General features: G+C 72.7%; 19 protein-coding genes and 2 tRNA genes. 15 read left to right on the forward strand and 6 right to left on the reverse strand.

Going from position 1 to position 19,712, the window contains the following annotated elements:
* The first annotated feature begins 3 nt into the window (after positions 1-3).
* The 3 genes from ACZ6J5_RS27485 to ACZ6J5_RS27495 all read left to right on the forward strand — a co-directional run bounded on the left by ACZ6J5_RS27485 (position 4) and on the right by ACZ6J5_RS27495 (position 980).
* The gene (locus ACZ6J5_RS27485) at positions 4-372 is read left to right on the forward strand and encodes a WhiB family transcriptional regulator (protein WP_351667912.1); all 369 of its coding nucleotides are present in this window, start codon (positions 4-6) and stop codon (positions 370-372) included.
* Positions 369-692 carry a hypothetical protein gene (locus ACZ6J5_RS27490; protein ID WP_469395901.1) on the forward strand — a complete coding sequence of 108 codons (324 nt, stop codon included), beginning with the start codon at positions 369-371 and terminating at the stop codon, positions 690-692. Before ACZ6J5_RS27485 ends, ACZ6J5_RS27490 begins: the two co-directional genes overlap by 4 nt.
* A 105-nt stretch (positions 693-797) precedes the next feature.
* Positions 798-980: a hypothetical protein gene (locus tag ACZ6J5_RS27495; protein WP_469395903.1), complete on the forward strand. Its 183-nt coding sequence runs from the start codon at positions 798-800 to the stop codon at positions 978-980.
* A gap of 3 nt (positions 981-983) precedes the next feature.
* Here the strand turns inward: ACZ6J5_RS27495 and ACZ6J5_RS27500 are convergent, their stop codons facing one another.
* Complete coding sequence (locus ACZ6J5_RS27500; RefSeq protein WP_469395905.1) at positions 984-2,420, reverse strand: ABC1 kinase family protein; 1,437 nt, start codon at positions 2,418-2,420, stop codon at positions 984-986.
* A gap of 39 nt (positions 2,421-2,459) precedes the next feature.
* Positions 2,460-3,584: a TOMM precursor leader peptide-binding protein gene (locus ACZ6J5_RS27505; protein ID WP_469395906.1), complete on the reverse strand. Its 1,125-nt coding sequence runs from the start codon at positions 3,582-3,584 to the stop codon at positions 2,460-2,462.
* Positions 3,585-3,762: 178 nt separating this feature from the next.
* On the opposite strand from ACZ6J5_RS27505, the gene ACZ6J5_RS27510 reads away from it, so the two are divergent.
* From ACZ6J5_RS27510 to ACZ6J5_RS27525, 4 genes are all read left to right on the forward strand, one after another.
* The gene (locus tag ACZ6J5_RS27510; RefSeq protein ID WP_469395908.1) at positions 3,763-4,338 is read left to right on the forward strand and encodes a M48 metallopeptidase family protein; all 576 of its coding nucleotides are present in this window, start codon (positions 3,763-3,765) and stop codon (positions 4,336-4,338) included.
* A 115-nt stretch (positions 4,339-4,453) separates the two neighbouring features.
* Complete coding sequence (locus tag ACZ6J5_RS27515) at positions 4,454-6,070, forward strand: TerD family protein (RefSeq protein ID WP_469395910.1); 1,617 nt, start codon at positions 4,454-4,456, stop codon at positions 6,068-6,070.
* A gap of 14 nt (positions 6,071-6,084) precedes the next feature.
* Positions 6,085-6,765, forward strand: coding sequence for an AIM24 family protein (locus ACZ6J5_RS27520; RefSeq protein WP_469395912.1), 681 nt, complete (start codon positions 6,085-6,087; stop codon positions 6,763-6,765).
* Between the two features lie 19 nt (positions 6,766-6,784).
* On the forward strand, positions 6,785-7,540 hold the full coding sequence (locus tag ACZ6J5_RS27525; protein WP_469395913.1) for an AIM24 family protein: 756 nt from the start codon (positions 6,785-6,787) through the stop codon (positions 7,538-7,540).
* 72 nt (positions 7,541-7,612) lie between these two features.
* Here ACZ6J5_RS27525 and ACZ6J5_RS27530 read toward each other — a convergent pair whose 3' ends face one another.
* Positions 7,613-8,134: an NUDIX hydrolase gene (locus ACZ6J5_RS27530; protein WP_469395914.1), complete on the reverse strand. Its 522-nt coding sequence runs from the start codon at positions 8,132-8,134 to the stop codon at positions 7,613-7,615.
* Positions 8,131-9,564: a zinc-dependent metalloprotease gene (locus ACZ6J5_RS27535; protein ID WP_469395916.1), complete on the reverse strand. Its 1,434-nt coding sequence runs from the start codon at positions 9,562-9,564 to the stop codon at positions 8,131-8,133. The genes ACZ6J5_RS27530 and ACZ6J5_RS27535 overlap by 4 nt, the downstream gene beginning before the upstream one ends.
* A gap of 210 nt (positions 9,565-9,774) precedes the next feature.
* On the opposite strand from ACZ6J5_RS27535, the gene ACZ6J5_RS27540 reads away from it, so the two are divergent.
* The 4 genes from ACZ6J5_RS27540 to ACZ6J5_RS27555 all read left to right on the forward strand — a co-directional run bounded on the left by ACZ6J5_RS27540 (position 9,775) and on the right by ACZ6J5_RS27555 (position 13,013).
* Entirely contained in the window at positions 9,775-10,884 is a 1,110-nt protein-coding gene (locus ACZ6J5_RS27540) for an SDR family oxidoreductase (protein WP_469395918.1), read from the forward strand.
* A gap of 114 nt (positions 10,885-10,998) precedes the next feature.
* Entirely contained in the window at positions 10,999-11,472 is a 474-nt protein-coding gene (locus tag ACZ6J5_RS27545) for a molybdenum cofactor biosynthesis protein MoaE (protein WP_469395920.1), read from the forward strand.
* Between the two features lie 169 nt (positions 11,473-11,641).
* A complete protein-coding gene (locus ACZ6J5_RS27550) occupies positions 11,642-11,881 on the forward strand; it encodes a hypothetical protein (RefSeq protein ID WP_469396084.1) in 240 nt (79 codons plus the stop codon).
* A gap of 43 nt (positions 11,882-11,924) precedes the next feature.
* Positions 11,925-13,013 (forward strand): YlbL family protein, encoded by a 1,089-nt coding sequence (locus ACZ6J5_RS27555; protein ID WP_469395922.1) that lies wholly within the window; start codon positions 11,925-11,927, stop codon positions 13,011-13,013.
* 2 nt (positions 13,014-13,015) lie between these two features.
* Here the strand turns inward: ACZ6J5_RS27555 and ACZ6J5_RS27560 are convergent, their stop codons facing one another.
* Positions 13,016-13,567 (reverse strand): PPA1309 family protein, encoded by a 552-nt coding sequence (locus ACZ6J5_RS27560; RefSeq protein WP_469395924.1) that lies wholly within the window; start codon positions 13,565-13,567, stop codon positions 13,016-13,018.
* A gap of 208 nt (positions 13,568-13,775) precedes the next feature.
* Between ACZ6J5_RS27560 and ACZ6J5_RS27565 the strand changes: the two genes are divergently transcribed.
* The 4 genes from ACZ6J5_RS27565 to ACZ6J5_RS27580 all read left to right on the forward strand — a co-directional run bounded on the left by ACZ6J5_RS27565 (position 13,776) and on the right by ACZ6J5_RS27580 (position 19,149).
* Complete coding sequence (locus tag ACZ6J5_RS27565; protein ID WP_469395925.1) at positions 13,776-16,745, forward strand: UPF0182 family membrane protein; 2,970 nt, start codon at positions 13,776-13,778, stop codon at positions 16,743-16,745.
* A 50-nt stretch (positions 16,746-16,795) separates the two neighbouring features.
* A tRNA-Met gene (locus ACZ6J5_RS27570) sits at positions 16,796-16,869 on the forward strand.
* A 204-nt stretch (positions 16,870-17,073) separates the two neighbouring features.
* Positions 17,074-19,002: a tetratricopeptide repeat protein gene (locus ACZ6J5_RS27575; protein WP_469395926.1), complete on the forward strand. Its 1,929-nt coding sequence runs from the start codon at positions 17,074-17,076 to the stop codon at positions 19,000-19,002.
* A 73-nt stretch (positions 19,003-19,075) separates the two neighbouring features.
* Positions 19,076-19,149: transfer RNA gene (locus ACZ6J5_RS27580), tRNA-Met, on the forward strand.
* A gap of 135 nt (positions 19,150-19,284) precedes the next feature.
* Here the strand turns inward: ACZ6J5_RS27580 and ACZ6J5_RS27585 are convergent.
* Entirely contained in the window at positions 19,285-19,704 is a 420-nt protein-coding gene (locus ACZ6J5_RS27585) for a Fur family transcriptional regulator (RefSeq protein WP_469395928.1), read from the reverse strand.
* Between the last annotated feature and the right edge of the window lie 8 nt (positions 19,705-19,712).

The following is a 19,712-nucleotide window of genomic DNA, read 5'->3' on the forward strand; positions in this document are numbered from 1 at the left end:
CCCGTGCAACTCGAAGCGCACGCCCCGTCCGTACCGCCTTCCGAAACGATCCCCCCGCCCGGCCTCACGGAGGACTCCACCTTGACCCCCCTCACCGCGCTCACCGCGCTCGACGACGCCATCGAGAACCTCGGCGTGCCCGTCCCCTGCCGCTCCTTCGACCCCGAGGTCTTCTTCGCCGAGTCCCCGGCCGATGTCGAGTACGCCAAGTCGCTCTGCCGGACCTGCCCGCTGATGGCGGCCTGCCTCGCGGGTGCCAAGGAGCGTCGCGAGCCCTGGGGTGTCTGGGGTGGCGAGCTCTTCGTCCAGGGCGTGGTCGTCGCCCGCAAGCGGCCCCGTGGCCGTCCGCGCAAGAACCCGGTCGCGGCATGAACGTCACCGGAACCATCGACCGCCCCCTCACGCACGATCCCCAGAAGCAGGCCCCGATGACCTCGCCCGCCCACGAGCCCTCCGGCTCCGCGACCCCAGACGTTTCCATCATCGGCGCGAACCGCTCGCGTCAGAACAGGACCCGTGAGATGCAACTCATCCCAGAAGCCCTGGCCCGTGCCCATATGCACGACCGCCTGCGCGAAGTCGACGCGGAACGCCAGGCCGTGCGCCTGGTCGCCGCCAGACGGATGCAGCGGCGCGCCGAGCGCGTGTCCATGCGCGCTCGCCGCGCGCTCGCCATGGCCGTCATGCACTGACCTGGCACTGTCAGGTATCACCTCCCGCGGGGGCCGGTCCGAACGGACCGGCCCCCGCGGTGCGTTGCCCCGCCGAAGGCCGCTCGTCGGGTTATCGTCACGAAGGTGAACGACGCCCCCACCCCCGAGGCCCCGTACGTGTGCGCCCGCTGCGGCAGGACGGCCCGGGAGCTGCCGCTGACCTGGACCTGCTCGGTGGAGAACGGCACCCGCCAGTACTTCTGCGAGGAGTGCGCCCGGGCCAACATCAGGTCCATCGAGGGCCGCCTGGACTCCGCCTGGTGGTGACCCCTACCCCTCGGTCTCCTCCCGCTCCGCCTCCGCCTCCGCGAAGCCGGGCAGCCACGCCGTCAGCTCGTCCCGCAGCCGGACCGTCGCGTTCAGCTGGCACAGCACCCCGATCGTGCTCAGCGTCACGCGGTGTATCAGCAGATAGGCGGGCGGCAGATTGAGCTGCTTGCCCAACTGGTGGGCGGGGGAGCGGGGATCGGCGATCCGCGCGGCCTGGGCGCGCATCCAGCCCCGGGTGAAGACGAAGGACTCAGCCTCGGCCGGCTCGATGATCGGCAGCAGGTACTCCAGGACCGCGTCCGGGTCGAGCGCGATGGACTCCTTCACGAAGCCCTCCTCGCACAGCAGCCGGTAGACCGTCTCGGCGTCGCCGGCCAGGGTCATCCGCAGACAGGTCCCGATCGTCTCCGGCAGCCCGCCCGGCAGCCGGTCCACCGTGCCGAAGTCCAGCACCCCCAGCCGCCAGCTCCCGGGCCCGCCGGCCCCGTCCCTGCCGCCCGAGCCGTCGCCTCCGTCGCCGTCGCCGTCGCCGTCGCCGTCGCCGTCGCCCGGGTCCGCTGGACCGGGCAGCAGGCGGAAGTTCCCCGGGTGCGGATCGGCGTGCAGCAGGCCCGTGCGCGCGGGACCGGAGAAGAGGAAGCGGGCCAGCAGCTGCCCGGCCCGGTCCCGCTGCTCCGGGGTGCCGTCCGCGATCACCTCCGACAGCGGGAGCCCGTCCATCCACTCCGTCACCAGGACCTGCTCCGACTGGTGGACCACCGCCGGGACCACCACGTCCGGGTCGTCCGCGAACTCCGCCGCGTGCGCCCGCTGCGCCGCGGCCTCCAGCCCGTAGTCCAGCTCCTCCGCGACCCGGTCGCGCAGCTCCGTGATCAGCGGCTTGATGTCCATGCCCGGGATCAGCGGGCCGAGCAGCCGGGCGAAGCGGCTGAGCTGGGTCAGGTCCGACAGCAGCGCGTCCCCCGCGCCCGGATACTGCACCTTGACCGCGACCTCGCGCCCGTCGTGCCACACCGCCCGGTGCACCTGCCCGATCGAGGCCGCCGCCGACGGCTTCTCCTCGAACTCCAGGAACAGCTCCCGCCACCCCTCGCCGAGCCGCTCCGCGAGCACCGCGTGCACCGTCCGGGCCGGCATCGGCGGCGCCGCCTCCTGGAGCCTGGTCAGCGCCGCCCGGTAGGGGCCCGCGACCTCCTCCGGCAGCGCCGACTCGAAGACGGACAGCGCCTGCCCGAACTTCATCGCCCCGCCCTTGAGCTCCCCGAGCACCTTGAACAACTGCTCGGCCGTGCGCTGCTGGAGCTCCCGCGCGACGAGCTCCGCCGACTTCCCGCCGATCCTCTTGCCCAGCCCCCAGGTGGCCCGGCCCGCGAAGCCCAGGGGCAACGCGGCCAACTTGGCGGTCCTGGTGACCGCCTTCCGGGGAAGATCAGACATTGCGCCCTCCAAGTCCCAGACTGCCGTGCCGGGCAGGCCCTATCCCGCCATTGTGTCCTGCGCCCTCCCCGCCGCCGAGGAAGGCTCCGCCCTCCGTGCGCGCCAGGCCCCGCAGGGGCACTCCGGATGGGCCCGCAGCCGCTCCGCGCGCCACTCCAGCGACGGCAGCGACACCTCCCAGCGGGTCCCGGTGCTCGACGGCGGGTCCCCGTCCAGGAACGCCAGGGCGTGCGCCGCCGCGAGGCCCGCGACCGCCGAGGCCAGCGCCACGTCGCAGGCGGGCAGCGGATGCGGAGCCCCGGACCGCCACTGCGCGGGCAGCCGGGGCCAGACCGGCTCCCGCTCGCACCGCTCCCGCTGCCCGCAGCCCGCGCAGGCGGTGGCGCCCGGCAGCACCAGCGGGCCCACCACCCCCGTCGCCTCCAGGACGCCCGCGTACAGATGGGGGGTGCCGGTGGCGATCCAGTCCTCGGCCGGCAGCGGGTCCGGCACATAGGCCCCGAGGCCGTCCCGGGGGGTCACCACCACGAGTGAGAGCCCCGGCTCGCCGCCCCCGTCACCCGGTCCGGTACGAGGCTCCCGGGGCACCCGCCCGCCCGGTGCCGAGCGGCCCACCAGCCGCCGGGCCGCCACCGCGCGCCGCTCGCCGACCGCCTCGGCCGGCATCCCGCCCGGGGACACCTCCCAGGGCGTGACCGTGCCCCCGTCCAGCACCTCCACCCGGCCCACCCCCGCCGCCGACAGCAGCGCCGCCACCGCCGCGCCGACCCGCCCGGCGCCCCTGACCCGCACCCGCAGCGCCCGCCGCGCCGCCAGCGCCCGGGCCGCGCCGTCCGGGGCGCGGTGCACGACGGAGAGCGAGGCCAGGTCCGCCCGCACCGGGTCGAGCGCCGGGTCCGCCCGCTGGAGCGCGGCGTCGGCGACCAGCCCCGCCGCCGCCAGCCGCCCGAGCAGCGCTTCCAGATGCCCCTCGGACAGCCCCAGGGCCCGCGCCTCCGCCCGCAGCAGCTCCATCCCGCGTGTCCCGTCGAACAGCCCGATCAGGCTGCCGGTCGTCATGTCCACGGGCCCGAGGACGACCGCGTGCGCGGGCGTCACCCCGAACTGCACGTACCGCAGATCGCGCCAGGCGCGCCGCAACGCCGGTTTGACCATCGGATGCATGGCCCCGCCCCCTCCGAGAATCCCTTAATGATCTTTCTTCGTCCTGCCGGGCCTTTCGGCTCCGATGTCAGATTGCCCCGGCGGCGCGACCGGCGCGGAAAGTTGTCCACAGGCTCGTGGCATTAATCATTTGAATGGTGCGGGACTTCCCGCGCCGCCAGCGGGTAACGTCGGGCAGGTGCCGGCCGACCCACAGCGCAGCGTGACGAGCGATCCGCCCCGCGGTTCCGGGACGAGCGCGGTCGAGGTCCGCAGAAGCTCGCGCCGGAGCCGTACCGTCTCCGCGTACCGCGAGGGCGACCGGACCATCGTGCTCATCCCGGCCCGGATGTCGGAGGCCGAGGAGCAGCGCTGGGTCACCGTCATGCTGGACAAGCTGGCGGCCCAGGAGAGCCGAGGCGTCCTCGGCGACCGCGAGCTGACCGAGCGCGCCGAGCGCCTCGCCGAGCAGTACTTCGGCGGCCGGGCCCGCCCCAGCTCCGTCCGCTGGGTCACCAACCAGAACACCCGCTGGGGCTCCTGCACCCCCTCCGAGGGCAGCATCCGGCTCTCCCACCGGCTCCAGGGGATGCCCGAGTACGTCGTCGACTACGTCCTCTGCCACGAACTGGCCCACCTCCTCGTGCCCGGTCACGGACCCCGCTTCTGGCGCCTCCTGGAGGCGTATCCGCGCACCGAGCGGGCCCGTGGCTATCTGGAGGGCGTGGTGGCCGCGGGCCGGCTGCCGCACCTGCCGGCCGCTCCCGAGGAGTGATTCCGGAAGTGCTCCGGTTCTGTACCGAATGCGTTCGGGCTTGGCCGGATGTCGTGGTGAGCCGTTAGCCTGGCGCGACGCAATCGTGCATCGGGATGGGGGACGGTCGTCACATATGGCCAGGGAATTCCAACGCGGCCACAAGGCCAAGATCAGTGATCTCACGGCGGGCACCGATCTGTACGTGGGCGTGCAGATCGCGGCGCCCGGTCTGAGCTTCGACATCAGCTGCTTCGGCCTCGACGCGGACGAGCGGCTCTCCGACGACCGGTACTTCGTCTTCTTCAACCAGCCGAAGTCGCCCGAGGAGTCTCTCCAGCTGCTCGGCCCCCAGGCCGGCGACACCGAGTCCTTCCGCGTCACCCTCGACCGGGTGCCCGCGCACATCCACAAGCTGTCCTTCACCGCCACCATCGACGGCGCCGGACAGATGTCGCAGGTCGGCCCCGGCTGGATCCGGATCGTCGCGGGCGGCGAGGAGGTCGCGCGCTACGCCTTCACCGGCGCGGAGTTCTCCACCGAACGCGCGGTCATGCTCGGCGACTTCTACCTGAAGGACGTCTGGCGCTTCGCCGCCGTCGGCCAGGGCTTCGACGGTGGCCTGGAAGCGCTGCTGAGGAACTTCGGCGGCGAGGTCGCCGAGGAGGAGCCCGCCGCGCCGCAGGCCCCGGCCGGCACCCCCGGTTTCGCCCCGCCCGCGCAGGCCGCCGCCCCGCCCGCCTTCGGCGTCCCCGCCGCGCCTCCGGCCCCGGCCCCCGCGCCCTCCTTCGGGGCCCCGCAGCCGCCCGCCCCGGCACCCGCGCCCGCCCCGGTGCACACCGCGCCGACGATGGTCGCCCCGCTGGCGTCCCCCGCGCCCGCCCCGGCCCCGCCCGCTCCGCCCGCCCCGGCCCCCGCGCCGTACGGGCAGCCGCCGCAGCCCTCCGCCCCGTACGGGCAGGTCCCCGGCCAGACCCCGCCGCCCGGTTACGGCCAGCCGGCCCCCGCTCCCTACGGGCAGCCGCAGTTCGGCCAGGTCCCCGGGCAGTTCGCCCCGCAGCCGGGCGTCCCCCAGGGCGCCCCCGCCACCGGCGCCGGGCTCGCCGCCGCGCTCGCGCCGTACAAGGAGGCCGCGACCGGCGCCCGCTGGACCCCGCAGAACCAGCAGCTCATGCGGGTGGACCTCGCCATGGGCGGCGCCCCCGTGCTGGCCCGCCAGGGCTCCATGGTCATGTACCAGGGCAAGGTCGACTTCGGCTACAAGGGCGCCGGCTTCGCCGGCCGGATCGTCGGCAACGCCACCGGCCAGGAGATGCAGCTGATGCGCTGCACCGGCCGAGGCCAGGTCTTCCTCGCCGAGAACGGCGCCCACCTGCACCCGATCGAGCTCCAGGGCGACGGCATCTGCGTCTCCGCCGAGAACGTCCTCGCCTTCGACGAGTCGCTCCACCACGAGGTCCGCCGCATCGAGGGCCACGGCATCCCCGGCGGTGCCCTGTTCACCATGCAGTTCCAGGGCACCGGCACCGTCGTCGTGAAGACCCACGGCGTCCCCGTCGTGCTGCCCGTCACGCCGACCACCTTCGCCGACTGCAACGCCGTCGTCGCCTGGTCGGCCGCCTCCCAGGTCATCCTCTCCAGCCAGGTCCGGCTGCGCCGCAACGCGTACCCCGGACACAGCGGGGAGACCGTGAACCTGCAGTTCCGGGGCGCCCCCGGCAACTTCATCGTCGTCCAGCCCTACGAGGTCTGAGGGAGCCCGGAACCATGAACCAGCAACTCGCGGGCTACGCCCCGACCCCCGTCACGGCCCGCATGGAGAACCACGGGCGCTCCATGCTCAAGGTCGCCATGGCCACCGGCCAGGACCTCTACGCGCGCAGCGGCTCGATGGTCGCCTACGAGGGCTTCATCACCTACGAGCCCAACCCGCCCGCCGTCCGCCAGGTCGCCTCGCAGTGGCTCACCGGCGAGGGCGCCCCCGTCATGAAGTGCTCCGGCGACGGACTGCTCTACCTCGCCGACTACGGCGCCGACGTCGTCGTCATCAACCTCAACGGCGAGGCGCTGTCGGTGAACGGCAGCAACCTGCTCGCCTTCGACGCCCACCTCCAGTGGGGCGTCGAGCGGGTCAAGGGCCTCGCCAAGTTCGCCGGCCAGGGCCTCTTCAACGTCCAGGTCGCCGGCACCGGCTGGGTCGCGCTCACCTCGCGCGGGACGCCGGTCGTCGTCGACTGCGGGCGCGGCGAGGACGAGACCTACGTCGACCCGGACGCGCTCGTCGCCTGGTCGCCCGCGCTCAAGGTCAAGGGCAAGCGCAGCTTCAAGGCCTCCTCCCTCATCGGGCGGGGCAGCGGCGAGGCCTACCAGATGGCCTTCTCGGGCCAGGGGATCGTCGTCGTACAGCCGAGCGAGGACAGCACCGACCGGATGCGGATCCGGGGCTGAGGGGGAGCGAGAAAACACCATGCAGAGCCCGCTTTTCAACCACGCCGAACAGCAGAGCCAGGAACGGTACGTCGTCCAGAACCCGCAGCTCCTGCGGGTCACCCTCGGCGGCCAGGACGACATCCTGGCCCGCAAGGGGGCGATGGTCGCCTACCAGGGGCTCGTCGACTTCGACGGCGAGTACCAGTCCTCCGGCCAGCGCCGGGCCCGCGCCCGCACCGGTGAGGGACTCGACCTCATGCGCTGCTCCGGCCAGGGCACGGTCTACTTCGCCAACCTCGCCCAGGACATCCACGTGGTGGAGGTCGAGCAGGAGGGCCTCACCGTCGACAGCTCGTACGTCCTCGCGCTGGACTCCACGCTGCACACCGAGGTCATCGCCGTCGACAGCCAGTACGGCGTCTCCGGCACCGGCAAGTACCAGCTGAACATCTCCGGCCGAGGCAAGGTCGCCCTGATGACCTCCGGCCAGCCGCTGATGATGCTGGTCACGCCCGACAAGTACGTCAGCGTCGACGCCGACGCGATCGTCGCCTGGTCCACCGGGCTGCGCGTCCAGATGCAGGCGCAGACCCACAACTCGGGCGTCCGGCGCCGCCGCGCCGGCACCGGCGAGGGCTGGGAGCTCAGCTTCCTCGGCCAGGGCTTCGCCCTGGTCCAGCCGAGCGAGGTCATGCCGCCGCAGCACGCCGCCGTCGGCCAGGGCCTCGCCGCCCAGTACGGCGTCGGCCAGCACGGCGCCCACGGGCAGAACCAGAACAACGCCTGGAGCTGAGGCACGGACGCAGACGGGTAAGGGGCGGTCGCCACGGCGACCGCCCCTTACCCGTCTACCCGTATGCCCGTGTCACAGCCGTCGCAGCGAGCTCTCCAGCAGCCGCACCACGGAGGTGTCCGCCACCTCCGCCACCTCGTCGTACGCGAACCAGCGCAGGTCCAGCGACTCGTCGCTGATCGCCGCCTCCGCGCCCGCCGGGGCCAGCGCCGCGTACTGCACGTCCAGGTGCCAGTGGCACGGCGCCGGGATCGGGTGCCGGTCCAGCCGCACCGGGCCGCCCGGCAGCAGCGTCAGCCCCGCGATGCCCGACTCCTCGGTCCCCTCGCGCAGCGCCGCCGCCTCGACCGTCGGGTCGCCCTGCTCGCAGTGGCCGCCCATCTGGAGCCACATGTTCAGCTTCTTGTGCAGGGTCAGCAGCACCCGCCCGCGCGAGGGGTCGACCACCAGCGCGCTGCTGGTGAGGTGCCCCGCCGTGCACGGCTTGTACATCCCGTCCGGGTGCTCCGCCAGATGCGCCAGATAGACGTCACGGAGCTCCGGCTGGTCCTCGTACCCCTTCAGGACGAGGACCGCGTCGTCGTACAGGCTCACTCCGCCGGACCGCCCTTGCCGTCGCCCTCGCCCTTGCCCTCGTCGCCGTCACCCTTCGCGGCCTCGCCGAGCATCTTGTCCAGCTCGGAGAAGTCCAGGTGCTCGCGGTGCACGAAACCGTCCGGGTCGTCCAGGTCGGTCGCCGTCGGCAGCATGTCCGGGTGCTCCCACAGCGCGTCCCGGCCGTCCGTCCCGCGCGCGTCCGTGAGCGAGGCCCACAGCCGCGCCGCGTCCCGCAGTCTGCGCGGACGCAGCTCCAGGCCGATCAGGGTCGCGAAGGTCTGCTCCGCCGGGCCGCCCGTCGCCCGGCGCCGGCGCAGCGTCTCGCGCAGCGCGTCCGCCGAGGTCAGGCGCGACTTCGCGGCCTCGTGGACCACCGCGTCCACCCAGCCCTCGACCAGCGCCAGCGCCGTCTCCAGGCGCGCCAGGGCCGCCTTCTGCTCCGGGGTGTCCTCCGGCTGGAACATGCCCTGCTGGAGCGCCTCCTGCAGCTGCTCGGGGTGGGTCGGGTCGAGCTGGCCCACCGCCTCCTCCAGCTTCGAGGTGTCCACCTTGATCCCGCGCGCGTAGCCCTCGACCGCGCCGAACAGGTGCGAGCGCAGCCACGGCACGTGCGCGAAGAGACGCTGGTGGGCGGCCTCGCGCAGGGCCAGGTAGAGCCGGACCTCCTCGGCCGGGACGCCGAGGTCCTTGCCGAAGGCCTCGACGTTCAGCGGGAGCAGCGCCGCGCGGCCGGCCGGGCCGAGGGGCAGCCCGACGTCCGTCGAGCCGACGACCTCGCCCGCGAGCGCGCCCACGGCCTGCCCGATCTGCTGGCCGAACATGGCGCCGCCCATGGAGCGCATCATGCCGATCAGCGGGCCCGCCATGGCCTGCATCTCCTGCGGGAGCACGTCGCCCATGGCCGTGCCGACCCGCTCGGCGACCGGGTCGACGAGCTGCTGCCAGGCCGGCAGGGTCGCCTCGACCCACTCGGCCCGGCTCCAGGCCACCGCCGTGTTCGCGCCCGAGGGCAGCGAGGTCGCCTGGTCCAGCCACAGGTCGGCCAGGCGCACCGCCTCCTCGACCGCCGCCTTCTCGGACGGGCCGACGCTGGCGTCCTTGACGCCGTCGGGGGTGCCCTGCGCGACCACCTGGCGCGCGATCTGCTTGGCCATGTCCCAGTTGACCGGACCGCCCTCGTAGCTGAGCATCTGGCCGAGCTGCTGGAAGGCCGCGCCCAGGTCCTGGGGGTTCAGCGACCCGAACATCGCGGCGAACGGGTTGTCCCCGCCCGCGCCGCCCATGCCGGGCAGCCCGCCGAAACCGAACGGGTTTCCGCCCTGGCCACCGGACCCCTGGCCACCTCCGGCGGGGTCCTTCTTCTTGCCCTCGTCGCCGTTCTCCGGCTCCTCCGGCGGAAGGCCGAATCCGAATGGGGTGTCACTCACAGGTTTCCTCGGCTCGTAGGGCCGCCGGTTCACGTCCGACGGCGGATTCTCGGCTCGGCTCGCCTCCCCGACTCCACACCACCAGCGTAGACATCCGTGCCGGATCCGGGCTCGATGCTCCGCCGGGCCGTGGGCTGCGGCAGGATGGACGCCACCTGGTACGTACGCGTCATTCGGGTACGTACTGAAGACAACCGCTGGAGACGCCCGGTGAGTTCCCCAGATCCTCAGGTTCGCGCAGCGCGAAACCACTCGGCCAGGTCCGCCGCGCGCGGGCCCGTCGTCGCGGTCACCGGTGCCGCGACAGGCGTCGGCGACCTCCTGACCAGGCGCCTCGCCGCGTCCGAGGAGATCAAGCAGGTCATCGCCATCGACGAGCGCCGGGGCGAGGTCTCCGAGGCGCAGTGGCACATCCTCGACGTGCGCGATCCGGCCATCGCGGAGAAGCTGCGCGGCGCCGACGTGGTCGTGCACCTGGCCGTCGACCTCGACCTGGAGACGGATCCGGCCGCCCGGAGCGCCTACAACGTGCGCGGCACCCAGACGGTGCTGACGGCCGCGGCGGCGGCCGGGGTGCACCGGGTGGTGCTCTGCACCTCCACCATGGTCTACGGGGCGCTCCCCGACAACGACATCCCGCTGTCCGAGGACGCCGAGCTGCGCGCCACCGCCGAGGCCACCGGTGTCGGCGACCTCCTGGAGATCGAGCGCCTCGGCCGCCGCGCGCCCCGCGCGCACCCCGGACTGCACGTGACCGTGGTGCGGCCCGCCGTGCTGATCGGCGGTACGGACACGGCGCTGACCCGCTACTTCGAGTCACCCCGGCTGCTGGTGGTGGCCGGGTCCCGGCCGACCTGGCAGTTCTGCCACGTCGACGATCTGGTCAGCGCGCTGGAGTACGCGGCCCTGGAGAAGGTGGAGGGGGAGTTCGCGGTCGGCTGCGAGGGCTGGCTGGAGCAGGAGGAGGTCGAGGAGCTGTCGGGGATCCGGCGCATGGAGCTGCCCTCGGCCGTCGCCCTGGGCGCCGCGGCCCGGCTGCACCGGATCGGGCTCACCCCGTCCCCGGCGGGCGACCTGGCGTACACCATGCACCCCTGGGTGGTCAGCGTCGGGCGGCTGCACGACGCGGGCTGGCGGCCGCGCTGGACCAACGAGGAGGTGCTGGCCGCGCTCCTGGAGGAGGTGCAGGGCCGGCACACCGTCGCCGGGCGCCGGCTCGGGCGCAAGGACGCGACGGCGGCGGGCGCGGCCGGCGCCACGGTGGCGCTGCTGGGCACGGCGGCCCTGGTCCGGCAGATGCGGAAGCGGCGCGGGCTGTAGGCGCCCCCGGGCCCGCGCGGGAGGGGCTCCTGTAGGACCCTCCTAGGGAGGCGCGGCGCGACCGGGCGAAAACGCTATTCCGCGTCGTCCGGCCCGTGCGGCACGATGGACGGCATGGCACACACGCACGACGTCCCGAGCGACCACCCCGGCGAGCTGGGCGCGGACGACCCGATCCGGCTCCTGGCGATCCGCGACACGGAGCTCTCGGTCGACGAGGTCTTCCGCGCGGTCGGCGACGACGCCGCCGGCGGCATGACGCTCTTCGTGGGCACGGTCCGCAATCACGACGGCGGCGCCGACGTGGACGGCCTCGGCTACTCCTGCCACCCCTCCGCCGCCGCGGAGCTGCGCCGGGTCGCCGAGAAGGTCGTGGCCGACTACCCGGTGCGCGCGCTGGCCGCCGTCCACCGGGTGGGTGACCTCCGTGTGGGTGACATCGCGGTCGTCGTCGCCGTCTCCTGCCCGCACCGCGCGGAGGCCTTCGCGGCCTGCCGCAAGCTCATCGACGACCTCAAGCACGAGGTCCCGATCTGGAAGCACCAGACCTTCTCGGACGGCACCGAGGAATGGGTGGGTGCCTGCTGAGCGGGCCCGCGAGCACGAGGGGTGACGGCGCGGACGCAAGGAGCCACGCCGACGACACGTAGCCGAACGCCCCGATTTGCGTAACCGTCCCCCAGGCGTGAGCGTTGGTCCCACGGATGAATAATCTGCTGATCAACTCACTGGGGACCACTGGGGATGGGAGGTCGGGATGGCAGCGCTCGCCTGGTTGCTGATTCCGCTTTTCGCAGTCGTCGGCGCGGCGATATGGGGAAGCTGGGCTTCACGCAACAAGACCATAGGAGACGTCGCCGAGCTCGCGGGCTACGCGCGCTTCAGGGACGCCATGGAGCGGTCCCATCTCCCCGCCTCCGCTTCCTCCCGCCCGGAGCACGAGACGGCTCCCGCGGCCGCCGCTCCGACCCCCGCCACGGGCACCACCACCGGCTGAGCCCCGAAGGCGCACTCACAGCCTGGTCCCGTACTGTCGTTCCATGCCACGCCGCACCGCGACGATGCTCGCCTCCACCCTGGTCCTGATCACGCTGCTCTGCGTGGGCGTCCTCATCCCGGTGCCGTACTCGGAGATGAGCCCCGGCCCGACGGTGAACACCCTCGGCGAGGCCCGTGGAGAGCCGGTCCTGCAGATCTCGGGTCGCAAGACCTACCCGACCGACGGCCACCTCAACATGACGACGGTGCGCGTCACCGGCGCGGACTACAAGATGAACGCCGTCGAGGCGGTCTACGGCTGGCTCGCCCACGACAGCGTCGTCGTCCCGCACGACACGCTCTACCCGGACGGGAAGACCGAGGAGCAGTCGAGCCAGGAGAACGCCGAGGAGTTCAGCCAGTCGCAGGAGAGCGCCAAGGTCGCCGCCCTCACGGAGCTGGGCATCCCGGTGACCACCCGGGTCGTCGTCGCCACCGTCGTCAAGGACACCCCCGCCGAGGGCAGGCTGCACGCCGGCGACGTGATCCGCGCGGTGGACGGCGTGGCCGTCAAGGAGCCCGGCGACGTCGCCAAGCTGGTCACCAAGCGCAAGCCCGGCCAGGACGTCGAGTTCACGATCGTCCCCGCCAAGGAGGCGGCGGCCGCCGAGAAGGCCCACCGGGACGCGACGACGACCGAGAAGGTGGTACTCACCACCACCAAGTCGGAAGAGGGCGACCGGGCCATCGTCGGCATCCAGGCCGGCACCGACCACGTCTTCCCGTTCACCATCGACATCAAGCTGGCCGACGTCGGCGGTCCCAGCGCCGGGCTGATGTTCGCGCTCGGCATCATCGCCAAGCTCAGCCCGGAGTCGATCACCGGCGGCAAGTTCATCGCCGGCACCGGCACCATCGACGACAAGGGCAAGGTCGGCCCGATCGGCGGCATCGAGATGAAGCTGGTCGGCGCGCGCGACGCGGGCGCCGAGTACTTCCTCACCCCGGCGGACAACTGCGCCGCGGCCGCCGCCGACACGCCCGACGGGCTCACCCTGATCAAGGTGAACACCATCGACGACGCGACGAAGTCCCTGGAGCTGCTGCGCAAGGGCGACACCGCGTCCCTGCCCAGCTGCTCCAAGGGCTGACCTCAGGAGACGAAGGTCGCCGCCAGCGCCTCGGCGAGGCCGGGCACCAGGTCGGGCCCGGTGAGCACCTCCGTGGCCGCGTCCTTCTCGCGCAGCCGGATCGCCGCCTCGCGCGTGCCGTCGCGCAGCACGGCCACGGTCATCCGGACCTCCTGGCGGTCCGGGTGCCGGGCCACCCACTTGGCGAGCGCGGCGCCGCCCAGGTCCTTGGGCACGGCGGCCTCGGCGGACGGCGGCAGCATCATCCGCTCCACGGTCAGCGCGCAGCCGGCGACCGCGTCGGGCCAGACGACGGTGCCGAGGAACTTGTCGAGCGGCACGGAGGACGGCACCTCGTCCTGCTCGATCGGGGTGTAGCCGGCGGACTCGGCGGCGAGCCCGAGCTGGGAGGCGAGCGAGGGCTCCCGGGCGCGCAGCCGGGCGGTGTCGACCAGGGCGAAGAGCCGGGCCGGCCGGTCCCAGCCGAGGCCCGAGGCGTACTCGTCGATCTCGAGGACGGCCCGGGTGAGGGGGCTCGCGGCCATCTGGGGGCCGGTGGGGGAAACGTTGGACATGGGCAACATCCTGCCTCCTCCGGCGCCCGGACTCCTCCCGGGCTCCTCGCGGACACCTCCCGGATCCCGCCGGGACTTCTCCGGAGTGGGAAACGCCGGGGCCCGCGGGAACTCGGTAAAGCCTCAGTAAGTTGCATCAGTGGGCTCTACGATCGCGGAGCCTGCTTATCGACGCATCAACCTCGAGGGGCGCACGTTGGCTTTCCAGATGCCGGACCGCGGAGGCGGCACAGGCCCGTCCGGGCCAAGGATCAGAGTCGGCCGGCCGTCCCGGCGGGCCCGTACGCTGCTGATGACGCTGGGCGTGCTGGCCGTCCTCGCCATGCTGTTCGTGATGTTCGCCGGGTTCTGGACGGACTGGCTCTGGTTCCGGTCGGTCCACTACTCGTCCGTGTTCACCACCACGCTGTGGACCAAGATCGGGCTCTTCCTGGTCTTCGGCCTGCTCATGGGACTGGCCGTCGGGCTGAACATCTGGCTGGCCTACCGGCTGCGGCCGCCGCTGAGCGCGATGTCGCTGGAGCAGCAGAGCCTCGACCGCTACCGGATGGGACTCGCCCCCTTCAAGAAGTGGGTGCTGCTCGCCGTCACGGCCCTGGTGGCCCTGATCGCGGGCGCCTCCGCCTCCGGGCAGTGGCGCACCTGGCTGCAGTGGGTGAACGGGGTCTCCTTCGGGCAGAAGGACCCGCAGTTCCAGCTGGACGTGGCGTTCTACGCCTTCGACCTGCCCTGGTACCGCTTCCTGCTCGCCTTCGGCTTCGGCGCCACGGTGCTCTCGCTGATCGCGGCGGCCCTCACGCACTACCTGTACGGCGGCCTGCGGGTCACCAGCCCGGGCGCCCGCGCCACGGCGGCGGCGACCGGGCACCTGTCGGTGCTGCTCGGCGTCTTCGTGTCGCTGAAGGCCGTGGCGTACTGGCTGGACCGGTACGGCCTCGCGGTGAAGTCCAGCGACTTCAAGGCCACCGGCAACTGGACCGGTCTGCGGTACGTGGACGCCAACGCCTACCTTCCGGCGAAGACGATCCTGTTCTGCATCGCGGTGATCTGCGCCCTGCTCTTCTTCGCCACCCTGTGGCGGCGCACCTGGCAGCTGCCGGTGATCGGCTTCGGCCTGATGGTGCTCTCGGCGATCCTGATCGGCGGCCTGTACCCGGCCATCGTGCAGAAGTTCCAGGTCCAGCCGAACGAGCAGGCCAAGGAAGCGCCGTACATCCAGAAGAACATCGACGCGACGCGCAAGGCGTACGACATCGACACCACCAAGCCGGAGAACTACTCGGGCAAGTCGACGGTCAAGGCCAAGGACCAGCTCCGCGCGGACGCCGACACGGCCGCCAGCTACCGGCTGATCGACCCGAACGTCGTGTCGCCGACCTTCCAGCAGCTGGAGCAGAAGCGGAAGTACTACCAGTTCCCGCTGACCCTGGACGTCGACCGCTACGACGGCAAGGACACCGTCGTCGGTCTGCGTGAGCTCAACATCAAGGGCATCCCGAAGCGGAACTGGATCAACGACCACTTCACCTACACCCACGGCTACGGCGCCATCATGGCCGCGGGCACCCAGACGGACGCCAACGGCTCGCCGGTCTTCACCGAGTCCGGGCTGCCCACCACGGGCACGCTCGGCCCGTACGAGCAGCGCATCTACTACGGCGAGAAGACCGACCAGTACTCGATCGTGGGCGGGCCCCAGAAGGAGCTCGACTACGAGGAGAACGGCGAGAAGACCACCAGCTACCAGGGCAACAGCGGGGTCAGCCTCTCCAACGCCTTCAACCGCGCGGCCTACGCCGTCGCCTTCAGCGAGCCGCAGATCCTCTACTCGGGGGCCATCGGCGAGGGCTCGCGGATCCTGTACAACCGCACGCCGAAGGAGCGCGTCGAGGCGGTCGCCCCCTGGCTGACCATCGACGGCGACGCCTACCCGGCGGTCGTGGACGGACGCATCCAGTGGATCGTCGACGCGTACACGACCACCAACGGCTACCCGTACGCCTCGCGCACCACGCTGGGCGACACCACGGCGGACTCCCTGACGGTCGGCAACCAGCAGCGCGCGGTCGTCGCCCAGGAGAACCAGGTCAACTACATCCGCAACTCGGTGAAGGCCACCGTCGACGCCTACGACGGCACGGTGAAGCTCTACCAGTGGGACGAGCGGGACCCGGTCCTGAAGACCTGGATGAAGGCCTTCCCCGGCACGGTCAAGGACCGTTCGGAGATCGGTCAGGACCTGATGAAGCACCTGCGGTACCCGCAGGACATGTTCAAGGTCCAGCGCGAGCTGCTCACCCGCTACCACGTCCAGGACCCGGCGCAGTTCTACAGCGGCTCGGACGCCTGGCAGGTGCCGGACGACCCGACCAACAAGGACGGCAACGCGGTCCCGCCGTACTACCTGAGCATGAAGATGCCCGGGGAGTCGTCCGAGCAGTTCTCGCTGACGACGACGTTCACCCCGGCGGGCCGGCCCAACCTGGGCGCCTTCATGGCGGTGGACGCCGATGCCAACAGCAAGGACTACGGCAAGATAAGGCTGCTGAGAGTCACCTCGGACGTCCCCGGACCCCAGCAGGTGCAGAACAAGCTCAACAGCCTCCCGTCGGTGGCGACCTTCGTGCGTGACATGAAGGGTGCCGACTCCGACATCCTCTACGGCAACCTGCTGACGGTGCCGCTCGACGGCGGCTTCCTGTACGTGGAGCCGGTGTACGCCCAGGGCCGCAACGCGCAGTACCCGCTGCTGAAGAAGGTCGCGGTGTCCTATGTGGACGCGGACCAGCCGGACGGCGACACCACCAAGGACACCACGGTGTTCGAGAACACCCTCACGGAGGCGCTGAACGCGGTCTTCGGGGTCGAGGGCAACAACCCGCCGCCGACCCAGCCGCCGGGCACCACCAAGCCGACGCAGCCGACCCCGCCGGCGAGCAACGACGCCGCGCTGAAGCAGGCCATCGCGGACGCCCAGAAGGCGTACGACGACGGCCAGGCGGCCCTGCAGAAGCAGGACTGGGCGGCGTACGGCAAGGCGCAGGAGGCCCTGCAGGGCGCGCTCCAGCGGGCCGCGGACGCGGGGGCGAAGCTCCAGGCCCCGGCCTCCGGGGCCAAGCCCGCGCCGAAGACGACCCCGAGCTCGACGGCCAGCCCGCCGGCGAGTCCGGGCGGCTGACGCCCGCCGGAAGGCTCCGCCCCCGCGTCGTGATAGGTTGTATTCACCGACGCGGGGTGGAGCAGCTCGGTAGCTCGCTGGGCTCATAACCCAGAGGTCGCAGGTTCAAATCCTGTCCCCGCTACTGAAGAGGAAGGCCCGGATCCATCTGGATTCGGGCCTTCGTCATGTCCAGGGAGGAGCAGAGTGGCCCGAAGGGCGGTGCAGAGGGGGCGAGTTGGTGCGATTCGTGTTTGACTTGTCTCTCTGTGGGCATGTCGACAAAACGCTGAAGTGACCTCACCGGCTGAGCTATACCAGGTGTACGCGGGTTGCGGGTGGTGCGACGATGGTATTTATGGGGGACAGGGCAACTCTGTTGGAGACAGGGCGGTTTGTGCAGCGGCACGCGAGAAACGCCGCAGACGAGATCATCGAGGCCGCGGGGGCCGTCGATGAGACCGTCGACACCACTGCCGCAGACGAGACCGAGGCCGAGACCGAGGCCCGCCACCGGCGTGCCGCCGAGAACGGCGACGCCGCCGCGATGAGCGTCCTCGGCGCACTGCTGCTGCGCCGCGGCGACCTGGACGCCGCCGAGCCGTATCTGCGCGGTGCCACCGCCGAGGGCGACCGTGCCGCCGCGAACAACCTGGGCGTGCTGCTGCACCAGCGCGGCTACCCGGACGAGGCCGCCGGCTGGTGGCGGGTCGCCGCCGTCGCCGGCTCCGCGCCCGCCGCGCACGCCCTCGGACGCCACCACCGCGAGCGTGGCGACGAGCCCGGCGCCGAGTACTGGCTGCGCCAGTCCGCCGAGCAGGGGCACGCGCTCGGCGCGTACGCCCTCGCCGACCTGCTGGAGCACCGCAGCGACGTCGGCGCCGAGCGCTGGCTGCGCGCCGCCGCCGAGCAGGGGCACCGCGAGGCCGCCTACCGGCTGGCGCTCTCCCTGGAGCGGCGGGCCACCGAGCCGGTCCGAGGCCCGCACACCTACGACACCGCCACCGGGCTGCGCACCGCCGCCGACGGCCCCGTGCCCGCCGGGGACGGGGCGCCCGCGCCCAAGAGCGGGCTCGCCGAGGCCGAGCAGTGGTTCCGGCAGGCCGCCGCGCGCGGCCACCGGCGGGCCGCCCTGCACCTGGGCGTCCTCCTGGAGAAGCGCGGCGAGCTCAAGGAGGCCGGCCGCTGGTACCTGACCTCCGCCAAGGACGGCGAGGCCAAGGCCGCCTGCGCGCTGGGCTTCCTGCTGCGCGACGCCGGCGACGAGGAGAGCGCCGCCGTGTGGTGGCTGCGCGCCGCCCAGGACGGCGACGGCAACGCGGCCAACGCGCTGGGCGCGCTGCACGCCGCGCGCGGGGAGCAGCAGACCGCCGAGCGCTGGTACCGCGCGGCCATGGACGCGGGCGACGTCAACGGCGCCTACAACCTGGGCCTGCTCTGCGCCGCGCAGGAGCGCACCGCCCAGGCCGAGCAGTGGTACCGCCGGGCGGCCTACGCCGGACACCGCGAGGCGGCCAACGCGCTCGCCGTGCTGCTGCTCCAGGCCGGGGACGCGGGCGGCGCCGAGCCCTGGTTCTCCAAGGCGGCCGAGGCCGGCAGCGTCGACGCCGCCTTCAACCTCGGCATCCTGCACGCGGGCCGCGACGACGACCGCACGGCGCTGAGCTGGTACGAGCGGGCCGCCGCGGCCGGGCACACCGAGGCCGCGCTCCAGGTCGGCATCGCCTGCCTGCGCGACGGCGACGAGCAGGGCGCCGAGCGCCACCTGCGCTGCGCCGCGGGCGGCGGCAGCGCCGAGGCGGCCTTCCGGCTCGCCTCGGTCCTCGACGCGCGCCGCCCGGCGCCCGGCCCGCAGGTGCTCGGCGCGCCGCGCGAGGAGAAGAGCGAGTGCGAGGAGTGGTACGAGCGGGCCGCGCAGCAGGGGCACCGGCGCGCCCAGGTGCGGGTCGGGATGCTCGCCGCCGGGCGCGGCGACGTCGCCGCGGCCGCCCGCTGGTACCGGGAGGCGGCCGAGGCGGGCTCCCGCAACGGCGCCTTCAACCTCGGGCTGCTGCTCGCGCGCGAGGGCGGCGAGCGGGAGGCGGCGCTGTGGTGGACGCGCGCGGCGCACGCCGGGCACGGCCGGGCCGCGCTGCGCCTCGCCCTGCTCGCGGCGCGGCGCGGTGAGCTCACCGAGGGGCGCCGCTGGTGCGCCCGCGCGGTGGAGCTCGGCCCGGCGGAGGTCGCGGAGCGGGCGGCGCGACTGAGCGAGGCGCTGCACCAGGAGCTCACGGCGTAACGGGCGGCACACCCGTCACCCGGACAACTGATTTGCCCTGCTCCGAACGGTCCCGTAAGGTTGTGTTCACCGACGCGGGGTGGAGCAGCTCGGTAGCTCGCTGGGCTCATAACCCAGAGGTCGCAGGTTCAAATCCTGTCCCCGCTACTCAGTAGCCCGAAGGCCCGGATCCGGAAACGGATCCGGGCCTTCGGCGTTCCCGGGGCCGTGGTGGCGCCTGCGGAAACGAGAGAGCCCCCGCCGGTCCGGCGGGGGCTCTCCCGTAGGTGCGGGTGCGCGTGGCTAGGCGGTCGTCGCGCAGCTCGGGCAGATGCCTCGGTACGTGACCTCGACGTTCGAGATGGTGAAGCCGAAGCGCTCCGTGGCGGGCAGGTCCGCCAGCGGGTCGCCGCCCGGGTGCACGTCGCGGATCGCGCCGCAGCGGGCGCAGACCAGGTGCTGGTGCGGCCGGTGGGCGTTGGGGTCGTAGCGCTTGGCGCGGCCGTCGGTGGCGACCTCCAGCACCTCGCCGAGCGTGACCATCTCGCCCAGCGTGTTGTACACGGTCGCCCGGGAGATCTCGGGCAGCTTCGCGACGGCGCGGGCGTGGACCTCGTCGGCGGTCAGGTGCATGTGATCCCCGTCGAGGACCTCCGCGACGACGCGTCGCTGCGCGGTCATGCGCCAGCCTCGGCCGCGCAGTCGTTCCAACAGGTCACTCATGGGGTCAG

The sequence above is a fragment of the Streptomyces sp. NPDC042100 genome, from assembly GCF_055582325.1.